This window comes from Nucisporomicrobium flavum, from assembly GCF_016464385.1.
GTDB classification, from domain to species: domain Bacteria; phylum Actinomycetota; class Actinomycetes; order Mycobacteriales; family Micromonosporaceae; genus Actinoplanes; species Actinoplanes flavus_A.
The window spans coordinates 48,804-66,237 of sequence record NZ_JADMLH010000012.1 but is presented as its reverse complement, the minus strand read 5'-3'; the positions used below and the strand labels follow the sequence as shown (position 1 = coordinate 66,237).

General features: G+C 73.3%; 16 protein-coding genes. 1 reads left to right on the top strand and 15 read right to left on the bottom strand.

Features of this window, described 5'->3' with window-relative positions:
• Positions 1-6: 6 nt before the first annotated feature.
• From hisH to hisD, 5 genes are read right to left on the bottom strand one after another with little or no spacing between them, the layout of a single operon-like run.
• Positions 7-627 carry an imidazole glycerol phosphate synthase subunit HisH gene (gene hisH / locus IT780_RS26390; RefSeq protein ID WP_199514396.1) on the bottom strand — a complete coding sequence of 207 codons (621 nt, stop codon included), beginning with the start codon at positions 625-627 and terminating at the stop codon, positions 7-9.
• Positions 624-797: a CG2302 family histidine operon protein gene (locus IT780_RS26385; protein ID WP_199514394.1), complete on the bottom strand. Its 174-nt coding sequence runs from the start codon at positions 795-797 to the stop codon at positions 624-626. The genes hisH and IT780_RS26385 overlap by 4 nt, the downstream gene beginning before the upstream one ends.
• Entirely contained in the window at positions 794-1,405 is a 612-nt protein-coding gene (hisB, locus tag IT780_RS26380) for an imidazoleglycerol-phosphate dehydratase HisB (RefSeq protein ID WP_199514392.1), read from the bottom strand. Before hisB ends, IT780_RS26385 begins: the two co-directional genes overlap by 4 nt.
• Positions 1,402-2,478 (bottom strand): histidinol-phosphate transaminase, encoded by a 1,077-nt coding sequence (locus IT780_RS26375; protein WP_199514390.1) that lies wholly within the window; start codon positions 2,476-2,478, stop codon positions 1,402-1,404. The genes hisB and IT780_RS26375 overlap by 4 nt, the downstream gene beginning before the upstream one ends.
• On the bottom strand, positions 2,475-3,785 hold the full coding sequence (hisD, locus tag IT780_RS26370) for a histidinol dehydrogenase (protein WP_199514389.1): 1,311 nt from the start codon (positions 3,783-3,785) through the stop codon (positions 2,475-2,477). The genes IT780_RS26375 and hisD overlap by 4 nt, the downstream gene beginning before the upstream one ends.
• Before the next feature lie 149 nt (positions 3,786-3,934).
• On the opposite strand from hisD, the gene IT780_RS26365 reads away from it, so the two are divergent.
• The gene (locus IT780_RS26365) at positions 3,935-4,642 is read left to right on the top strand and encodes an LON peptidase substrate-binding domain-containing protein (protein WP_199514387.1); all 708 of its coding nucleotides are present in this window, start codon (positions 3,935-3,937) and stop codon (positions 4,640-4,642) included.
• On the opposite strand, the gene IT780_RS26360 is transcribed toward IT780_RS26365, so the two are convergent.
• The 10 genes from IT780_RS26360 to IT780_RS26315 all read right to left on the bottom strand — a co-directional run bounded on the left by IT780_RS26360 (position 4,557) and on the right by IT780_RS26315 (position 17,388).
• Positions 4,557-5,330: a hypothetical protein gene (locus IT780_RS26360; RefSeq protein WP_199514385.1), complete on the bottom strand. Its 774-nt coding sequence runs from the start codon at positions 5,328-5,330 to the stop codon at positions 4,557-4,559. The genes IT780_RS26365 and IT780_RS26360 overlap by 86 nt on opposite strands.
• 43 nt (positions 5,331-5,373) lie before the next feature.
• Complete coding sequence (gene dnaE, locus IT780_RS26355; RefSeq protein WP_199514384.1) at positions 5,374-8,907, bottom strand: DNA polymerase III subunit alpha; 3,534 nt, start codon at positions 8,905-8,907, stop codon at positions 5,374-5,376.
• 82 nt (positions 8,908-8,989) lie between these two features.
• Positions 8,990-10,357, bottom strand: a complete 1,368-nt coding sequence (locus IT780_RS26350) for a MinD/ParA family ATP-binding protein (protein ID WP_233413567.1) — start codon at positions 10,355-10,357, stop codon at positions 8,990-8,992.
• Between the two features lie 565 nt (positions 10,358-10,922).
• The gene (locus tag IT780_RS26345; RefSeq protein ID WP_199514381.1) at positions 10,923-11,936 is read right to left on the bottom strand and encodes a hypothetical protein; all 1,014 of its coding nucleotides are present in this window, start codon (positions 11,934-11,936) and stop codon (positions 10,923-10,925) included.
• Positions 11,937-11,960: 24 nt separating this feature from the next.
• Positions 11,961-12,887 (bottom strand): RluA family pseudouridine synthase, encoded by a 927-nt coding sequence (locus IT780_RS26340; protein WP_199514379.1) that lies wholly within the window; start codon positions 12,885-12,887, stop codon positions 11,961-11,963.
• Complete coding sequence (gene lspA / locus IT780_RS26335; RefSeq protein ID WP_199514377.1) at positions 12,884-13,552, bottom strand: signal peptidase II; 669 nt, start codon at positions 13,550-13,552, stop codon at positions 12,884-12,886. The genes IT780_RS26340 and lspA overlap by 4 nt, the downstream gene beginning before the upstream one ends.
• Positions 13,462-13,863 carry a TraR/DksA family transcriptional regulator gene (locus tag IT780_RS26330; RefSeq protein WP_199514375.1) on the bottom strand — a complete coding sequence of 134 codons (402 nt, stop codon included), beginning with the start codon at positions 13,861-13,863 and terminating at the stop codon, positions 13,462-13,464. The genes lspA and IT780_RS26330 overlap by 91 nt, the downstream gene beginning before the upstream one ends.
• A 280-nt stretch (positions 13,864-14,143) precedes the next feature.
• A complete protein-coding gene (locus tag IT780_RS26325) occupies positions 14,144-15,652 on the bottom strand; it encodes a potassium/proton antiporter (RefSeq protein ID WP_199514373.1) in 1,509 nt (502 codons plus the stop codon).
• On the bottom strand, positions 15,649-15,924 hold the full coding sequence (locus tag IT780_RS26320; RefSeq protein WP_233413565.1) for a DUF167 domain-containing protein: 276 nt from the start codon (positions 15,922-15,924) through the stop codon (positions 15,649-15,651). The genes IT780_RS26325 and IT780_RS26320 overlap by 4 nt, the downstream gene beginning before the upstream one ends.
• A 237-nt stretch (positions 15,925-16,161) precedes the next feature.
• Positions 16,162-17,388 carry a hypothetical protein gene (locus IT780_RS26315; RefSeq protein ID WP_199514650.1) on the bottom strand — a complete coding sequence of 409 codons (1,227 nt, stop codon included), beginning with the start codon at positions 17,386-17,388 and terminating at the stop codon, positions 16,162-16,164.
• Between the last annotated feature and the right edge of the window lie 46 nt (positions 17,389-17,434).

Here is a 17,434-nt window from a genome sequence, read left to right as displayed (position 1 = left end):
GCCGGGTCACAGCCGGGAGACCCAGGTGCGCAGCAGCGCGTACCCGGCGTCGGCGGACTTCTCGGGGTGGAACTGCGCGGCCGACAGGGCCCCGTGCTCCACCACCGCGGCGAACGGCCCGTCGTGTGCGGCCGTCGTCACCGTGGCACCCGCCTCGGACAGCGCGTCGAGGTTCTGCGCCGCGTACGAATGCACGAAGTAGAACCGGGTGTCCTCCGGAAGCCCGCCGAGCAGCACGGACTCCGCCGGCACGGAGACCGTGTTCCAGCCCATGTGCGGGATCCGGCGCGCGGCGAGCTTCGTCACGGCGCCGGGCAGCAGGCCCAGGCCGCGGGTCTCGACGCCGTGCTCGACGCCGGTCTCGAAGAGGATCTGCATGCCGACACAGATGCCCAGGACCGGGCGGCCGGCGGCGACGCGTGCGGCGATCACCGGCCCCGCGCCGAGCTTCTCGATGCCCGCCATGCACGCGGCGTACGCACCGACGCCCGGGACGACCAGGCCGTCCGCGTCGGCGGCCGCGGCCAGGTCGTCGGTCACGGTAACGTCGGCTCCGGTACGCGCCACCGCACGCTCGGCGGAGCGCAGGTTGCCCGACCCGTAGTCGAGGATCACCACGCTGCTCATGTGTTGTCCCCCGGGATCAGCCACAGCACCCCGCCGGCCAGGGCCAGCAGCGCGAGCACGGCGACGAGCCCGATCGAGAACCTGCTGGCGCCCTGCCGGGCCAGCGAGACGACCCCGCCGACCAGGATGCCGGCGACGGCCAGGAGCAGGACCGGGACGATGCTGCTCACAGCACGCCCTTGGTGGACGGCAGCGCCCCGGCGTTGCGCGGGTCGATCTCCACGGCCTCGCGCAGCGCCCGGGAGAAGGCCTTGAACTGCGCCTCGACGACGTGGTGGGCGTCGGGCCGGCCGCCGTCCCGGGCCGCGCGCAGCACGCTGACGTGCAGCGTCACCTTGGCGGTGTGGCCGAACGACTCGAAGATGTGCCGGGTCATGCTCGTCGGGTAGACCGGCCCGATGTACGGCGCCAGCTCCGGCTCGTCGTGCACCACGTACGGCCGGCCGGACAGGTCGACGGCGGCGCGGCACAGCACCTCGTCCATGGGGATCGTGGCGGAGCCGTACCGCCGGATGCCGGCCTTGTCGCCGAGCGCCCGCGCGAACGCCTCGCCCAGCGCGATCGCCGTGTCCTCCATGGTGTGGTGGGCGTCGATCTCCAGGTCGCCCTCGGTGCGGACGGTGAGGTCGAAGCCGCCGTGCTTGGCCAGCTGGTTGAGCATGTGGTCGTAGAAGCCGACGCCGGTGGCGAGGTCGCCCTTGCCGGTGCCGTCGAGGTCGATCTCGACGAGGACCTTGGTCTCGTTGGTGACGCGTTCGACGCGCGCGGTGCGGCTCACGACAGGATCTCCTCGGCGGCGGTCAGGAAGGCGGATGTCTCGGTCTCGGTGCCCGCGGTCACGCGCAGCCAGCCGGCGAGGCCGACGTCGCGGATGAGCACCCCGCGGTCCAGGAACGCCTGCCAGACCACTTTCTGGTCGGCGCCCGCCTCGAACAGCACGAAGTTGGCGTCGCTGTCGGCCACGCGGACGCCGCGCGAGCGCAGCGTCGACACGATGCGGTCGCGCTGCTCCTTGATGGCCTCCACGGCCGCGAGCAGGGCGTCGCGCTGGGCGACAGCGGCGCGCGCGGCCGCCTGCGTCAGGCTGGACAGGTGGTACGGCAGCCGTACGAGCTGGACGGCGTCGACGACGGCGGGGTCCGCGGCGAGGTAGCCGAGGCGGCCGCCGGCGAACCCGAACGCCTTGCTCATGGTCCGCGTCACCACGAGGCGCGGGTGGTTGGGCAGCAGCTCCAGCGCGCTGGGCGTGCCGGGGCGAGCGAACTCGAAGTACGCCTCGTCGACCAGCACCATGCCCGTCGCCACGCCGAGGACCGCGTCGATCACCGACGGGTCGAGCGCGGTGCCGGTCGGGTTGTTCGGCGAGCAGAGGAACACGAGGTCGGGCCGGTGCTGCTCGAGCTGCGCGACGGCCGCGCCGGGGGTGAGCCCGAAGTCGGGGTCGCGCAGCGCGCCGATCCAGCGGGTGCCGGTGCCGGCCGCGAGCAGCGGGTGCATCGAGTACGACGGGCCGAAGCCGAGTGCCGTACGGCCCGGTCCGCCGAACGCCTGCAGCAGCTGCTGCTGCACCTCGTTGGAGCCGTTGGCCGCCCACACGTTCGCGGTGGTGAGCCCGTGGCCCAGGTAGTCCGCGAGGTCGGTCCGCAGGGCGACGGCGTCGCGGTCGGGGTAGCGGTTGAGGTCGCGCAGCTCGGCCTGGACCGCCTTGGCGATCTCGTCCACCACCACGTCGGGCACCGCGTACGAGTTCTCGTTGGTGTTCAGCCGCACCGCGACGTCGAGCTGGGGCGCGCCGTACGGCGACTTGCCCCGCAGGTCGTCGCGGATCGGCAGGTCGTCAACGGTGGTCACGACGCGAACCGGGCCGTCACGGCCTGGCCGTGCGCGGGCAGGTCCTCGGCGTTGGCGAGCGCCACCACGTGCGGCGCGACGTCGCGCAGGGCGGCCTCGTCGTACTCCACGACGTGGATGCCGCGCAGGAACGACTGCACGGACAGGCCCGAGGAGTGCCGGGCGCAGCCGGCGGTGGGCAGCACGTGGTTGGAGCCGGCCGCGTAGTCGCCCAGCGACACCGGCGAGTACGCCCCCACGAAGATCGCCCCCGCGTTGCGCACCCGCATGGCCCACTCGCGGGCGTCGCGGGTCTGGATCTCGAGGTGCTCCGCGGCGTACGCGTCCACGACCGCGAGGCCCTGCGCCAGGTCGTCGACGAGCACGACGCCGGACTGGGTGCCGCCCAGCGCCTCGCGCACCCGGGCCTCGTGCTTGGTGGCCGGCACCTGCGCGGCCAGCTGCGCGTCGACCGCGTCGGCCAGCTCGGGCGAATCGGTGACCAGCACGCTGGCGGCGAGGGGGTCGTGCTCGGCCTGGCTGATCAGGTCGGCGGCGACGTGCGCCGGCGAGGCGGTGTCGTCGGCGAGGATCGCGATCTCGGTCGGCCCGGCCTCGGCGTCGATGCCGACGGTGCCCTGCAGCAGGCGCTTCGCCGCGGTGACCCAGATGTTGCCCGGGCCGGTGATGACGTCGACCGGCTCGCACCGGTCGGTCTCGTCGGCGCCGTCGGAGCCGTAGCCGAGCATCGCGATGGCCTGGGCGCCGCCGACCGCGTACACCTCGTCGACGCCGAGCAACGCGCAGGCGCCGAGGATCGTCGGGTCCGGCAGACCCCCGTTCGAGGACTGGGGCGGGCTGGCCACGACGAGCGACCGGACGCCGGCCTCCTGGGCGGGGACCACGTTCATCACCACGGTGGAGGCGAGCACGGCGAGCCCGCCCGGCACGTACAGGCCGACGCGGGACACCGGCACCCAGCGCTCGGTCACCGTGCCGCCCGGCACGACCTGGGTGGTGGTGTCGGTCCGGCGCTGGTCGGCGTGCACCTTGCGGGCCCGTTCGATGGAGACCAGCAGCGCGGCGCGGATGTCGGGGTCGAGGGACGACTCGGCGGCCGCGATCGCCTCGGCGGGCACGCGCAGGCGCTCGAGGCGTACCCCGTCGAATCTCTCGGTGGCCTCGCGGATCGCCGCGAAACCATGCTCCCGGACCGCCACCACGACGGGGCGGATCTTCTCGACGGCCTGGGAGACGTCGAGCTGGGCACGGGGCAGCAGACCGCGCGGGTCCCGGCGGGAGCCGCGCAGGTCGATCCGATTCAGCACGCCGACAAGTCTAGGCCGGGACGCCCGCGGGCTCCCGCCGCGGTTCCAGGCAGTGAGAAGAGCGACTATGCGGCTTTTGCCGAAGCCCGGGGCAAAGATCACCGCTCCGGGACGCGCGCGGAAAGCGACCATGCCGATACGCTCGTGCCGTGGGCGCGATTCTCCCGGTCTTCCCGCTGGGCACGGTGCTCTTCCCCGGCCTGGTCCTGCCCCTGCACATCTTCGAGGAGCGGTATCGCACGCTCGTGCGCGACCTGGTCGCCACGACCGACGCCGAACCGCATGAGTTCGGCGTCGTGACATTGCGGCACGGCTCCGAGGCGCTCCCCGCCGACAGCGACGGCGAGGCGCCCCCGGGAGCGGCGATCACCACGGGCGAGCTCTACGACGTGGGGTGCACCGCCGAGCTGCGGCAGGTCACCGAGCTGCCCGACGGCCGCTTCGACATCGTGACGGTCGGGCGGCGGCGGTTCCGGGTGGTCACCCTCGCGGCGGCGACGCACCCGTACCTGACGGCCGAGGTGGAGTGGCTGCCCGAGGAGGAGACGACCGGCGGGACGGCGGAGCTGCTGGCGCCGCGGGTGCTGGCCGCCTTCCGGACCTATCTGGACCTGCTGCGCCCCGACTCGGAGGTGCTCGACCAGGTGCCGGACGACCCGACGGTGCTCTCGCACCTGGTCGCGGCGACCGCCCAGCTGACCACCGACGAACGGCAGGAGCTGCTGGCCGCGCCGGACACCGCCGCCCGGCTGCGCGCCGAGCTGCGGCTGCTCAACCGCGAGGCGGGTCTGCTCGCCAGGGTGCGGGCGGTGCCGGTGCCGCTGTCGGATCTGGCGCGTCCGGTGAGCCCGAACTGAGCGGGCCGCCCGGCGCCCCGGCCGGCCCGCGGCCGTCCAGGTTGTCGTCCGCCAGGTCGTTGCCGTAGCCGGGCTTCGCGCCCGGGCGGTCGAGGTCCGGGTCGTTGGACCAGCCGGCCAGCAGCGTGGTGACGATCACCGCGGCGAAGGCGGCCACCAGCAGCGCCCCGTGCGCGTGCAGGTCCGGCGGCCGCTGGTACGAGTCCCCCACGGCGGAGTGCCGCTGCCAGTCGTGCCAGGCGCTCAGACCGATGACCCGCCCGGTCCCCCACATCGTGGCCGACGAGGCCAGCCCGCCGAACACCACGCCGAGCAGCACCGCGGGCCCCCGGTCGCGGCGCAGCACCAGCCAGATGACGATCGCGGCGACCAGGCCGAACCCGAAGCCGATGATGGTGAACCAGCCGTCGGCCGCGATGTACTCCTCCGGCGACGGGTCGTTGACGACGATGCCGTTCTGCCCCGCGTTGACCACCGGCACCGACGGCGCCAGCCACGACCAGAGCAGTCCGAGCGGGCCGCCCGCGACGGCCATCGCGAGCGTGATCAGGGCCGTGACGGCGACCGCCCGGCTCCGGCTGCGCGCCGGGGCCGGCGCCTCGAACCCGAACTCCTGCGGCGGCGGCCCGTACGGGTACGACGGGTCCTGCTCGTGGAGGGGCGGGCCCTGCTCCTGACCGGGATTCACGCCCCGATCCTGCCAGGTCCCGCCGGGCGCGCGCCGCGGACCATCAGGCGACCGCCGACGGGCCGAGGATCATCTTCAGGTCGGCGCGCAGGGCGGGCGTCGCCGCGACCTTGAACCCGCCGAGGCGCATGACCGTCTTGCGGCTGCCGTTGAGCAGGTGGACGTGCACCTCGCTGTCGCCCGGGTGGCTGACCAGGATCTCCTTGAGCTCGGACACCAGCGGCGGCGTGCACCGGGTGATCGGCATGGTCAGCGTGATCGGCTTGGTGTCCGGGTTGTGGGTCACGTCCGGCATCGACATGTCCATCGCCATGATCCGGGGCGTGTCGTCGCGGCGGTCGACCCGGCCCTTCACGACGACGATCGCGTCCTCGGCGATGTACTGGCCGATGACCTCGTACGTGTTGGGGAAGAACAGCGTCTCCACCCCGCCGGCGAGGTCCTCCAGGGTGGCCGAGGCCCAGGCGCGGCCCTGCTTGGTGATGCGCCGCTGGACGCCGGTGAGGATGCCGGCCAGCGTGACGACCTGGCCGTCCGGGACCGAGCCCTCCTCGTTGAGCGCCGCGATCGTGGTGTCGGCGGCGTTCGCCAGCACCTGCTCGAGGCCCGCGAGCGGGTGGTCGGAGACGTACAGACCGAGCATCTCGCGCTCGAAGGCGAGCTTGTCGCGCTTGTCCCACTCGCCGTCGGTGATGGGCGGCATCGCGACCGTCGCGGAGCTGCCGCCGGCCTCGTCGCCGAACGCGCCGAAGAGGTCGAACTGGCCCGCGGCCTCGTTGCGCTTGACGTCGGCGTACGCGTCGATCGCCTCGGCGTGCACCGCCAGCAGGCCCTTGCGGGCATGCTTCATCGAGTCGAAGGCGCCGGCCTTGATCAGCGATTCGATCGTCTTCTTGTTGCAGGCGATCGCGTCCACCTTGGACAGGAAGTCGTAGAAGTCCTGGTACTTGCCCTTCTCCTCGCGGCAGCGGGCGATCGCCTCCACCACGTTGTGCCCGACGTTGCGGATCGCGGCGAGGCCGAACCGGATGTCCTTGCCGACCGGGGTGAACGGGCCGGCGGACTCGTTGACGTCGGGCGGCAGGACCTGGATGCCCATGCGCCGGCACTCGGCCAGGTACATCGCCATCTTGTCCTTGTCGTCGCCGACGCTGGTCAGCAGCCCGGCCATGTACTCCGCCGGGTAGTGCGCCTTGAGGTACGCCGTCCAGTACGACACCAGGCCGTACGCCGCCGAGTGGGCCTTGTTGAACGCGTACCCGGCGAACGGGACCAGCACGTCCCACACCGCCTGGATGGCCTCGTCGCTGTAGCCGTGCTCGCGGCAGCCGTCGCGGAAGGGGATGAACTCCTTGTCGAGAATCTCCTTCTTCTTCTTACCCATCGCGCGGCGCAGCAGGTCGGCCTGGCCGAGGCTGTAACCGGCGAGGATCTGCGCGGCGCGCTGCACCTGCTCCTGGTAGACGATCAGGCCGTACGTCGGCTCGAGGATCTCCCGGAGCGGTTCCTCCAGCTCGGGATGGATCGGCGTGATGTCCTGCAGCTTGTTCTTGCGCAGCGCGTAGTTGGTGTGCGACTCGACGCCCATCGGGCCGGGGCGGTACAGCGCCAGGACGGCGGAGATGTCCTCGAAGTTGTCGGGCTTCATCAGCCGCAGCAGCGAGCGCATCGGCCCGCCGTCGAGCTGGAAGACGCCGAGCGTGTCACCGCGGGCGAGCAGCTCGTACGACGGCTTGTCGTCCAGCGGCAGGGCCAGCAGGTCCAGCTCCTTGCCGTGGTTGAGCTGGATGTTCTTCACGGCGTCGTCGAGGATCGTCAGGTTGCGCAGGCCGAGGAAGTCCATCTTCAGCAGCCCGAGCGTCTCGCAGGTCGGGTAGTCGAACTGCGTGATGATCACGCCGTCGGTGGCGCGGCGCATCAGCGGGATGTGGTCGATGATCGGCTCGGCGCTCATGATGACGCCGGCGGCGTGCACGCCGGTCTGCCGGATCAGACCCTCGATGCCGCGCGCGGTGTCGATGACCTTCTTGACGTCCGGGTCCTGCTCGTACAGCGCGCGGACCTCGCCGGCCTCGCCGTAGCGCTTGTGCTCCTTGTCGAAGATGCCGGAGAGCGGGATGCCCTTGCCCATCACGTCCGGCGGCAGCGCCTTGGTGATCCGGTCGCCCACCGCGAACGGGTAGCCGAGCACCCGGGCCGAGTCCTTGATCGCGGCCTTGGCCTTGATCGTGCCGAACGTGGCGATCTGCGCGACCTTGTCCTCGCCCCACCGCTCGGTGACGTAGCGGATGACCTCGCCGCGCCGGCGCTCGTCGAAGTCGATGTCGACGTCGGGCATCGAGACGCGCTCGGGGTTGAGGAACCGCTCGAAGATCAGGCCGTGCGGCAGCGGGTCCAGGTCGGTGATGCCCATCGCGTACGCGATCAGCGAGCCGGCCGCCGAGCCACGGCCCGGGCCGACCGCGATGCCGTTGCGCTTGGACCACTGGATGAAGTCGGCGACCACGAGGAAGTACGACGGGAAGCCCATCTGGCTGATGACGCCGAGCTCGTACTCCGCCTGCTTGATGTGGGTCTCCGGGATGCCGTCCGGGAACCGCCGCTTGAGCCCCTCGAACGCCTCGTGCCGGAACCAGGACTCCTCGGTGTGCCCCTCGGGCACCGGGAACCGCGGCATGAGGTTCTTGAAGGTGAACATGCCCTCGGTGTCGACCTTCTCGGCCACCAGCAGCGTGTTGCGGCAGCCCTCCAGCCAGGCGTCGGAGGAGTCCACCGCGCGCATCTGGTCGGCGGACTTGATGAAGTAGCCGCCGCCGTCGAAGCGGAACCGGTTGGGGTCGGCGATGTTGCTGCCGGTCTGCACGCACAGCAGCACGTCGTGCGCCTCGGCCTGCGACTCGTGGGTGTAGTGCGAGTCATTGGTGACCAGCGGCGGGATGCCGAGCCGGCGGCTGATGTCGAGCAGGCCGTCGCGGACCCGGTTCTCGATCTCGAGGCCGTGGTCCATGATCTCGAGGAAGTAGTTGTCCTTGCCGAAGATCTCCTGGTACTGCGCGGCGACCTTGAAGGCTTCCTCGTCCTGGCCCAGGCGCAACCGGGTCTGCACCGCGCCGGAGGGGCAGCCGGTCGTGGCCATGATGCCCTCGGCGTGCTCGGCGATGATGTCCATGTCCATCCGCGGCCACTTGACGTAGTGGCCCTCCATGGACGCCCGGCTGCTGAGGCGGAACAGGTTCTTGAGGCCCTGCGCGTTGCGCGCCCACATGGTCTTGTGGGTGATCGCGCCGTTACCCGAGATGTCGTCGGACTTCTGCTCCGGGCGGCCCCACTTCACGCGCGCCTTGTGCAGGCGTGACTCGGGGGCCACGTACGCCTCGATGCCGATGACCGGCGTGACGCCCGCCGCGGTCGCCTGCGTGTAGAAGTCGTACGCCCCGTGCATGTTGCCGTGGTCGGTGATCGCCACGGCGGGCATGCCGAGACGACTGGCCTCGGTGAACAGATCCTTCAGCCGGGCGGCGCCGTCGAGCATCGAATACTCGGTGTGCACGTGGAGGTGCACGAACGAGTCAGACACCCAGGGCCCCCTTACTCCCGCGGCGGTTGTGGCGTTGCGAGCCTAGTCCCGGCCCGCGGCGGACGGCACCGGTGACACCCGCCTATTCGGCGAATGGCTCGATCATCACAGCGGCGGCGCGCAGCCACGCCTGCTTGGTCTCCGGCTGGAGCACGCCGTACTCGATCGAGGAGCCGACCTCCAGCGCCGGGTCGTACGGCACCACCGCGACCGCCCGGGTGCGCGTGGCGAAGTGCTTGGCGAGGTCGTCCAGCAGCGGCAGCTTGCCCGGCGAGGGGCAGGAGATCAGCGTCACCGCGTTGGCGACCAGGTCCTCCATGCCGGTCTCGTTGAGCACGTCGAGCATCCAGTCGGCGGTGAAGGCGGCGTCCTCACGCGGCACCGTCGTCACGACCAGCTGGTCGGCGCTGCGCATGACGGTCTGCCAGTTGACGCTCTCGACGTTGTTGCCGGTGTCCACGCAGACCACGTCATGGGTACGCCGCAGCAGGTCCATCACCCGCCGCACGGTGCCCTGGTCCAGCCGCTGGGCGAACCGCGGGTTCTCCTCGCCGGCGAGCACGTCGTACGACCCGTCCGAGGCGTGCCGCAGGTAACCGTCGAAGAACTGCATCAGCTCGTTGCCGTGCATGTTCTCGATCTGCAGCAGGTCGCTGACCAGGTGCCGGATCGTGCGCGCGTGCCGGGCGCTGCCGGCGCGCAGCCCGAGCGTGCCGCGCAGCTCGTTGTCGTCCCACGCGAGCACCCCGCGCCCGCGGACGCTGCCGATGGTGGCGGCGGCCAGCACGGTGGCGGTCGTCTTGTGTACGCCGCCCTTGGGGTTGGCGAAGGCGAGCACGCGCGGCTTGCCGAGCTTGCGCCGCAGCACCGAGGCGGCGCGGTCCTCCGGCTCGGGACGGGTCTGGCGCCACTCGATGCGGGCCGCGGGCGACGTGGGGGCGGCGGCGCTGCGCGGCGGCCCGGTCATCGGCGGGACGGCGGCGGGCGCGGTGAGCGGCGACGGCCCGCCGGGCGCTGTCAGCGGCGACGGCCCGCCGGGCGCGGTGAGCGGGGGCGGCGCGACGGGCGGCGGCGGGAGCACGGACGCGGACCCGACCGAGGCGGCTCCGCGGCTGGGCGGAGCCTGCTCGGGGGCGACCCTGCCGATGGGGGGCGGCACCGACCGGGTCGCGGGGTTGAAGAAGCTGTGCGGCTCGGCGTCCGGGCGCGCCTGGAACCCCTCGCCGATGCGGGACTGCCGGCGGGCCTCGAGCCGGTTGCCCGGCCGGGGCTCCGGGCCCCGCGAATCAAGACCGCGCGGCTCAAGACCCCGCGGCTCCGGGCCCCGCGGATCAAGACCCCGCGGCTCCGGGCCCCGCGGATCAAGGCCGCGCGGCTCCGGGCCCCGCGGATCAAGGCCGCGCGGCTCCGGGCCCCGCGGGTCGAGGCCGCGGGGGTCCTGGCCGCGCATGTCGGCGGGGCGCTCCGGCTGGAGCGGCTCGGAGGCGCCGAGGCGCTCGCCGAGGCTGGCCCGGCCGGCGCGCCGCTCGAGCGGGTTGACCGGCGGCAGGGGTGCCGGGGCCGGCACGGGGGCGTACCCGTTGTGCGGAGCCTGCTCGCGCTGGCGGGGGTCGAGAGGGTTGAACGGGCGGCCCACCGGGCGGCTGGGCAGCGGCGGCGCGCTCGCCTGGCGGCGGGCGACGGCCTCCGGATCGTCCTGCTCGGCCTCGGACTCCTCGGCCGTCCGGGCTCCGTGCCGGGCGCGGTCGAGCAGCGCCCGCCAACGCGGGGCTGGTTCCGCAGGCCGGCCCCAGCCGGTCTCGGTCCCGTCCACGGCTCGTCCTCCCAGCGCCTACTCGAACTCGGTCCTCGACGGCGTCGTCGCCTCGCAACAGGCTACGGACGCCCACCCTATTCGGGCCACACCTGACAGCCGCAAATGCGCGATCCGTTGATCACCCAGCGACACAACACACGCGCACGTGCATCCGTCCGTACGGTTGCGGCGGCCCTCCGGGTCGACGCCGACGGAGAAATTAACGCCTGGACCCGCTCCGGGATGCTCCCGGAGCCGAGGCCGGCACATGGGGACCCGGGCCGGCGGGCGGGACGGACGGTACGGCAGCGCTCTCCTCCGGCGCCGTGGCGGACGGTGCAGGCCCCGGAATGGGGCCGTGCGATGAGGCCGATGTCACACTCGCCCCGGTCGATGAGGGTAGTGGTGTCAGGGTTTCCGGGGCAACAGGGCGGCCCGGCGACGACCGCGGCACCGGACCGGGGTGGTCGGGTGTCTCCGGCAGGACGGGCCGGAATTCCGTACGGTCCAGGCGCCGCACCTCGGGGGCCGGGTCGACCACGCGCACCTCGGGGCGTTCCGCCAGCCGGTTCAACGCCACCGGGGCGGCCCGGACCACCGCGGCGAAGACGCACGCGCACTGCGACCGGTAGGCGGCGGCCTCCGCGGCGGCCGTACGCGCGGCCGTGTCGTACGCCCGCCGCAGCCGCACCTCGTTCACGCCGTCACCCTTGAGCTCCCCGCCGAGCTTGCGGTAATCGGCCTGCTCCTGGTCCCGGGCCAGCGCGGCGTCGAGCATCCCGGAGACCACGTCCTGCGGCATCCGGTAGACGGAGATCTTCACCACCTGCGTCCGTACGTCGGGCAGCGGCGCCCGCGCGTAGACCTGGGCCACCGCCGCCCCGTCCAGCACGCCGGGCAGCCGGTCGGGCGGGTAGTACGCGGCCAGGCTCACCAGCGCCCACGTCTCCCCCGCGACCGGCGAGCCGGACGAGGGCAGCAGCGCGGCCAGCTCCCCACGGCTGGACCGCAGGTACGCCGGGACCGGCTGGCCCTCCACGACGCCCACCCGGACGACGTCGCCGGGCGGATTGTCGACGCCGGGGCCGCGGTCGGTGATCGTCACGACCGTGATCAGCATCGCGGCGGCCCCCGCCAGGGCGAGGCCGGTGAGGAGCCGCTGCCGGAACGCGCCGGCGCCGCCGCGGGACAGCCCGCGGGCCGCCCACGGCATCATCCGGTCACCGGGCCTCATGGGACTTCCCTCCGGCGGCGGTCGTCAGCTCGCGTCGCGGAGCACGTCCAGCGCGTACCCCAGGTCGTCAGGGTAGTCGCTGACGAACCTGACCTCGTCCTGCGTGCGCGGGTGCAGGAAGGCGAGTTCCCGGGCGTGCAGCCACTGCCGGCCCAGCTGCAGGCGGGCGGCGAGCGTGGGGTCCGCGCCGTACGTGAGGTCGCCCACGCAGGGGTGCCGCAGCGCCGAGAAGTGCACCCGGATCTGGTGCGTACGCCCCGTCTCGAGCTTCACGTCGATCAGGCTCGCGGACCGGAACGCCTCGAGCGTGTCGTAGTGGGTGACGCTGGGCTTGCCGTCCGACATGACCGCGTACCGGTAGTCGGCCGTGGGGTGCCGGTCGATCGGCGCGTCGATCGTGCCGCGCAGCGGGTCGAGGTGGCCCTGCACCACCGCGTGGTAGCGCTTGTCCACCTCGCGCTCCTTGAAGGCCCGCTTCAGCACGCTGTACGCGATCTCGCTCTTCGCCACCACCATCAGCCCGGTGGTGCCGACGTCGAGGCGGTGCACGACGCCCTGCCGCTCGGCGGCGCCGCTGGTGGCCACGTTCTGGCCCATCGCGGCGAGCCCGCCGATGACCGTGGGCCCGGTCCAGCCGGGGCTCGGGTGCGCGGCGACGCCCACCGGCTTGTCCACCACGACGATGTCGTCGTCGCTGTAGACGATGGCCATCCCATGCACCGGCTCGGCCACGATCGCGGGCGCGGTGACCGGCGCGGGCAGCGTGACCTCGAGCCAGGCGCCCGCGGCCACCTTGTCGGACTTGGGCCGCGGCACCCCGTCGACGAGCGCGTCGCCGTTCTCGACGAGCGACGCGGCGGCCGTGCGGGACAGCCCGAACAGCCGCGACACGGCCTGGTCGAGACGCATGCCGTCCAACCCGTCCGGTACGGGAAGCGAACGGGCCGTCATGTGGTCGCCTTCTCCTTCTTCGTCACCCGTGACCCGTCACGCTGGTGGCCGGTCAGCTCGAGCAGCACCGCGAGGACCACCCCGACGCTCAGGCAGCTGTCGGCGACGTTGAAGATCGCGAAATACTGCGCGTACGGCCCGAAGAGGCTGATCATGTCGACGACGTGGCCCTGGAACATGCCGGGGGCCCGGAACAGCCGGTCGCCCAGGTTGCCGAGGGCGCCGCCCAGGACGAGGCCGAGCGCCACGGCCCACGGCACGGATCGCAGCCGCAGGGTCATCCAGCCGATCCAGCCGATGACAGCCAGCGTGACGAGCGGGAAGACCCACGTGAACCCGCTGCCCAGGCTGAAGGCGGCGCCGCTGTTGCGGGTCAGCGACAGGTAGACCAGCCCGCCGAGGATGCGGACCGGCTCTCCCTCGGTGAGCCCGTTGGTCGAGAGTTCCTTGGTGATCTGGTCGATCAGGACGGCGAGCAGCGCGGTGCCGCCCAGGACCAGCACGGCCCGGCGGGCGAAACCGGGCCGGCCCGGCCGTGCGGCGCCGGGAGCGCCGGCCGCTGCCTCGTCGGCGTTCAGCGTCGTTCCTCCAACTGCTTGCAGGACACACAGAGGGTCGCGACCGGGAACGCCGCCAGCCGCTCGACCGGGATGGCGTTGCCGCATCGCTCGCACCAACCGTAGTTGCCCTCGCCGAGCCGCTCGATGGCGCGTTCCACCTGTGTGATCCGCTCCAGCAGATTGTTCGCCAGAGTGATCTCCTGCTCACGTTCGAACGTCTTCGTGCCGGTGTCCGCCTGGTCGTCCCCGGCGGAGTCGGCGAGCCGTTCCCGCTGCAGCTCGGTGATCTCGGTGAGCGACTGGTCGTACTCCGCCTGCAGCTCGTCCCGGCGTTCCACGAGCGCCACCCGGATCTTCTCGGACTCCGCCTCGCTGCGCGACCGCTTGGGCGCGGCCTTCTCGCTTGCCTTGGCCATCGTCGCTCCCCTGGGCCGCGCGGCGAGGCGCGGCGAAATCGGCGGTCTCGGTCACCGGGCCACGGCCGCCCGCCGTCCCCGGTCCAGTCGTCCGGTCGCGCCCCCACGCGGCCGGCGTGCACGGCCCCACGTGCACGAACGGCGCGGCCCATGGGGACCGCGCACTCCTTGAGGCACGCAAGGATACGGAACGTGAAGGACGCCGACAACACGGCACACCGTCCCGGTTATGGCGCTACCCGCAGAAACCGCTCATCCCGACCGTCGGATTCCCGACCGATCACGCCCGGTCCACGCCGTCCTCACCGAACCACCGGGCCAGCCGCCCCCGCCGGCTCACCGCCCGCATGCGGCGCTCCGCGACGTCCCGGACGTCCGCGGTCGCCACGATCAGCAGGCTGTCCCCGGTCCGCAGGCGGGTGTCCGGGCCCGGTACGAAGCCGGCATCGTCCCGGACGACCAGCGTGACGCTCGCGCCCACCGGCAGCCGCAGCTCGTCGATGTGCACCCCGGCCAGCCGCGACCCCGGCGCCACGTCGATCTGCAGCAGGTCGGCGTGCATGCGCTCGAGCGGCGCGGTCTCCACGTGGATCTCCGCGGCCTCCGCCGGCGCGGTGACGCCGAGCAGCCGGGCGGCCGGGGCGAGCGTCCCGGCCTGGACCAGCGTGAAGATGATCACGAGGACGAAGACGGCGTTGAACAGGCCGTCCGCGCCGGGAGCCGCGCTGGACAGCGGGATGGTGGCGAGCACGATCGGCACCGCGCCACGCAGCCCCGCCCACGACAGGAAGGCCTGCCCGCGCCAGCCCAGCCGGCGGGCGCTGCGGGCCGCCAGGGCGGAGATCCAGACCGACACGGGACGGGCCAGCAGCAACAGCGCACCGCCGACGACCAGCGCCGGTACGAGCGCCGCCACCAGCTCGTCCGGCGACACCAGCAGGCCGAGCAGCACGAACAGGCCGATCTGCGCGAGCCACGCGAGCCCGTCGGCGAACCCGAGAACCGCCCGGCGGTGCGGCAGCCGGCCGTTGCCCAGCACCACGCCGGCCACGTAGACGGCCAGGAAACCGGAGGCGTGCACGACCGCGCCGGCCGCGTACGCCAGCACGGTGAGCCCGACCGCAGCGATCGGGTACAGCCCGGCGGACGGCAGCGCGGCGTGCCGCAGCAGCCACCGTCCCACCGCGCCCACGGCGATCCCGATGGCGGCGCCGGCGGCCAGCTCGTAGCCGACGACGAGCACCTCGTACCACCACGGGTGACTGAAGGTGGCGGTGGAGAGCAGCACCACGAGCAGCACGACCGGCGCGTCGTTCATGCCGGACTCGGCCTCGAGCGTCGACACGATCCGCGGCGGCAGTCGCAGCCGCCGCAGCGTGGCGAACACGGCCGCGGCGTCGGTCGAGGACAGCACAGCGCCGTAGAGCAGGGCGAGCCGCCAGTCGAGGCCGAGTGCCCAGTGCACGACCGTCCCGACGACGGCGATGCTGACGGCAACCCCGAGCGTCGCCAGGGTCGCGGACAGCCCGAGCACGGGTCGCAGCGCGGTCCAGCGGGCGGTCAGCCCGCCCTCCGCGATGATCACGATCAGGGCGCAGAAGCCGAGCGTACGGGTCAGCTCGGCGTCGTCGAACCGGATCCCGAGCCCGGACTCCCCGATGGCGATCCCGATGAGCAGGTAGACCAGGAGGCTGGGCAGGCCGAGGCGGGTGGAGAGCCGGACGGCGGCCACGGCGACGAGCAGCACGCCGGCCCCGAGCAGCAGCGCGAGGTCGAGCCCGGCGCTCATCCCGGCCCGTCGCGCAGGTCCGTGACGCGGCGCCCGACGTCACCCACGACGATGAACACCTTGTCCCGGCTGGTCGCGCCGAGCTTCAGGCTGACCGCGGCGGGCCGTACGCCGAGCGCCTCGGCCAGGGCGCGCCGGACAGCCTCGGTCGCCTTGCCGTCGACGGCCGGCGCCCCGACCGCCACGATCAGCGCGGGCCCGTGCGGACCGTCGTACCGCCCGCCGACCCTGGTCCGGCCGGCCCCGGGCCGCACCCGCACCGCGACGGTCAGGTCATCGCCGTCGGCAGCGGACCGACCCGTCCGGCCGCCGTCGTCACCGCGGGCAGAGGGGGCGGTCCGGTCGTCGCCGGTGCCGGGCGTGGGCCGGCCGCGGGATCCGGGACGGGACGCACGCGGCTTGGCCATGCCTTATTGTGCCGATCTTCGTCCGGACGCCGAAGCGGGGTCACCCGATGACCAAGGGTGATCACTGGTGACCCCACTGGCCGCGACCGCGGCGAGCCGGCGTCAGGAGCGGGTGGCGGCCGCGACGAGCCGGTCGACCGGCCGGCACAGCCCGCAGGGGCTGAATCCCAGTTCCACCGCCTCCGCCACGGGCAGGGCCTCGGTGGAACGGCCCGGCAGGTGCGGGCAGTCGGCGAGGTGGTAGCGCGGGCGGCCGTCCACGACCACGACCTCGGCGTCCATGCGGGCCACGCGCACCGCGTCGGCGGGGCGGACCCGCTGCGGCGGCGGCTCGTCGTCGGGGTCGTCCGGATCCGGCTCCCCGAACTCCCCGGCGGCCGCACCGGAGCCGGCCACCGCCCCGGAATCCGACGCAGAGCCGAAGCCCTCGGCCGGCTCCGAGCCGAAGCCGCCGGCCGCCGGTTCGAAGCTGCCGGTTGCCGACCCGGAGTCCGCCGCCGAGCCGAAGCCAGCCGCCGGCTCCGAGCCGAAGCCCCGGGCCGGCTCCGAGCCGACCGGCGCACCGGTGCGTCCCCGGTCACCGTCGGTCTCCGCTTCTTCCCCGGGGGCCCGGCGCCAGGAGTCGTCGTCCTCGGCGCGGGCGCCGCCGATGACCGAGGAGGCCTGGTCATAGTCGGCGCCTTGGGGGGCCCGGGTGGCGGTGCGGTCCGTGTCCGTACCCGAGCACGGGACGTGGTCCGCACCGGCGTCGCCGGGGGTGCCGGCGGGCTCGGTGTCCGGTTCGATCCGCTGGGTGACGTCCGGGCCGGTGGCCGCCCCGGACGTACCCGTGAGGGCCGCCTCGGTGTCGCGCTGACCCGCGGCATAGGCGGCGTCCCGGCCGGTTGCGGTCCTTGTCTCTTCGTCGTGGTGGTTGTCGAAGCCGTCGTCGAGGCGGTCGCCCGACGGCTCCTCGTCCGTGCGTACGTCGCCCGGCGGTTCGCCGTACAGGTCTCCGTCGGCCGGTTCGGCCGCGGCGGGCCGTCCGGAAGCCGCCGACGTCCGGGACTGGGCCGCGAGGAAGGCCTCGGCCGGGTCGGGCTCGGCGGGGCGCCGGCGGCCGGGGCCCGCGAAGGGCTCGGCCGGCTGGATGTCGTCGGGGTCGGCGGTGAGGGGTTCGCCGACGGCGCGCCGGCCGGCCGCGGCCTGGCGGGCGCCCACGACCAGGGCCACCGCGGCCAGCAGGCTGGCGACGATGGAGCTGATCAGGAGTCCGCTCGAGCCGCCGGCCAGGCCGAGGACGAGCAGGATCACGGCGACGAGGATGAGCAGCAGACTGACAACGATCATGGCTCATCCCCGCCGCGGTGGTTGGGTCCGAGAGGGGTGATGCAGG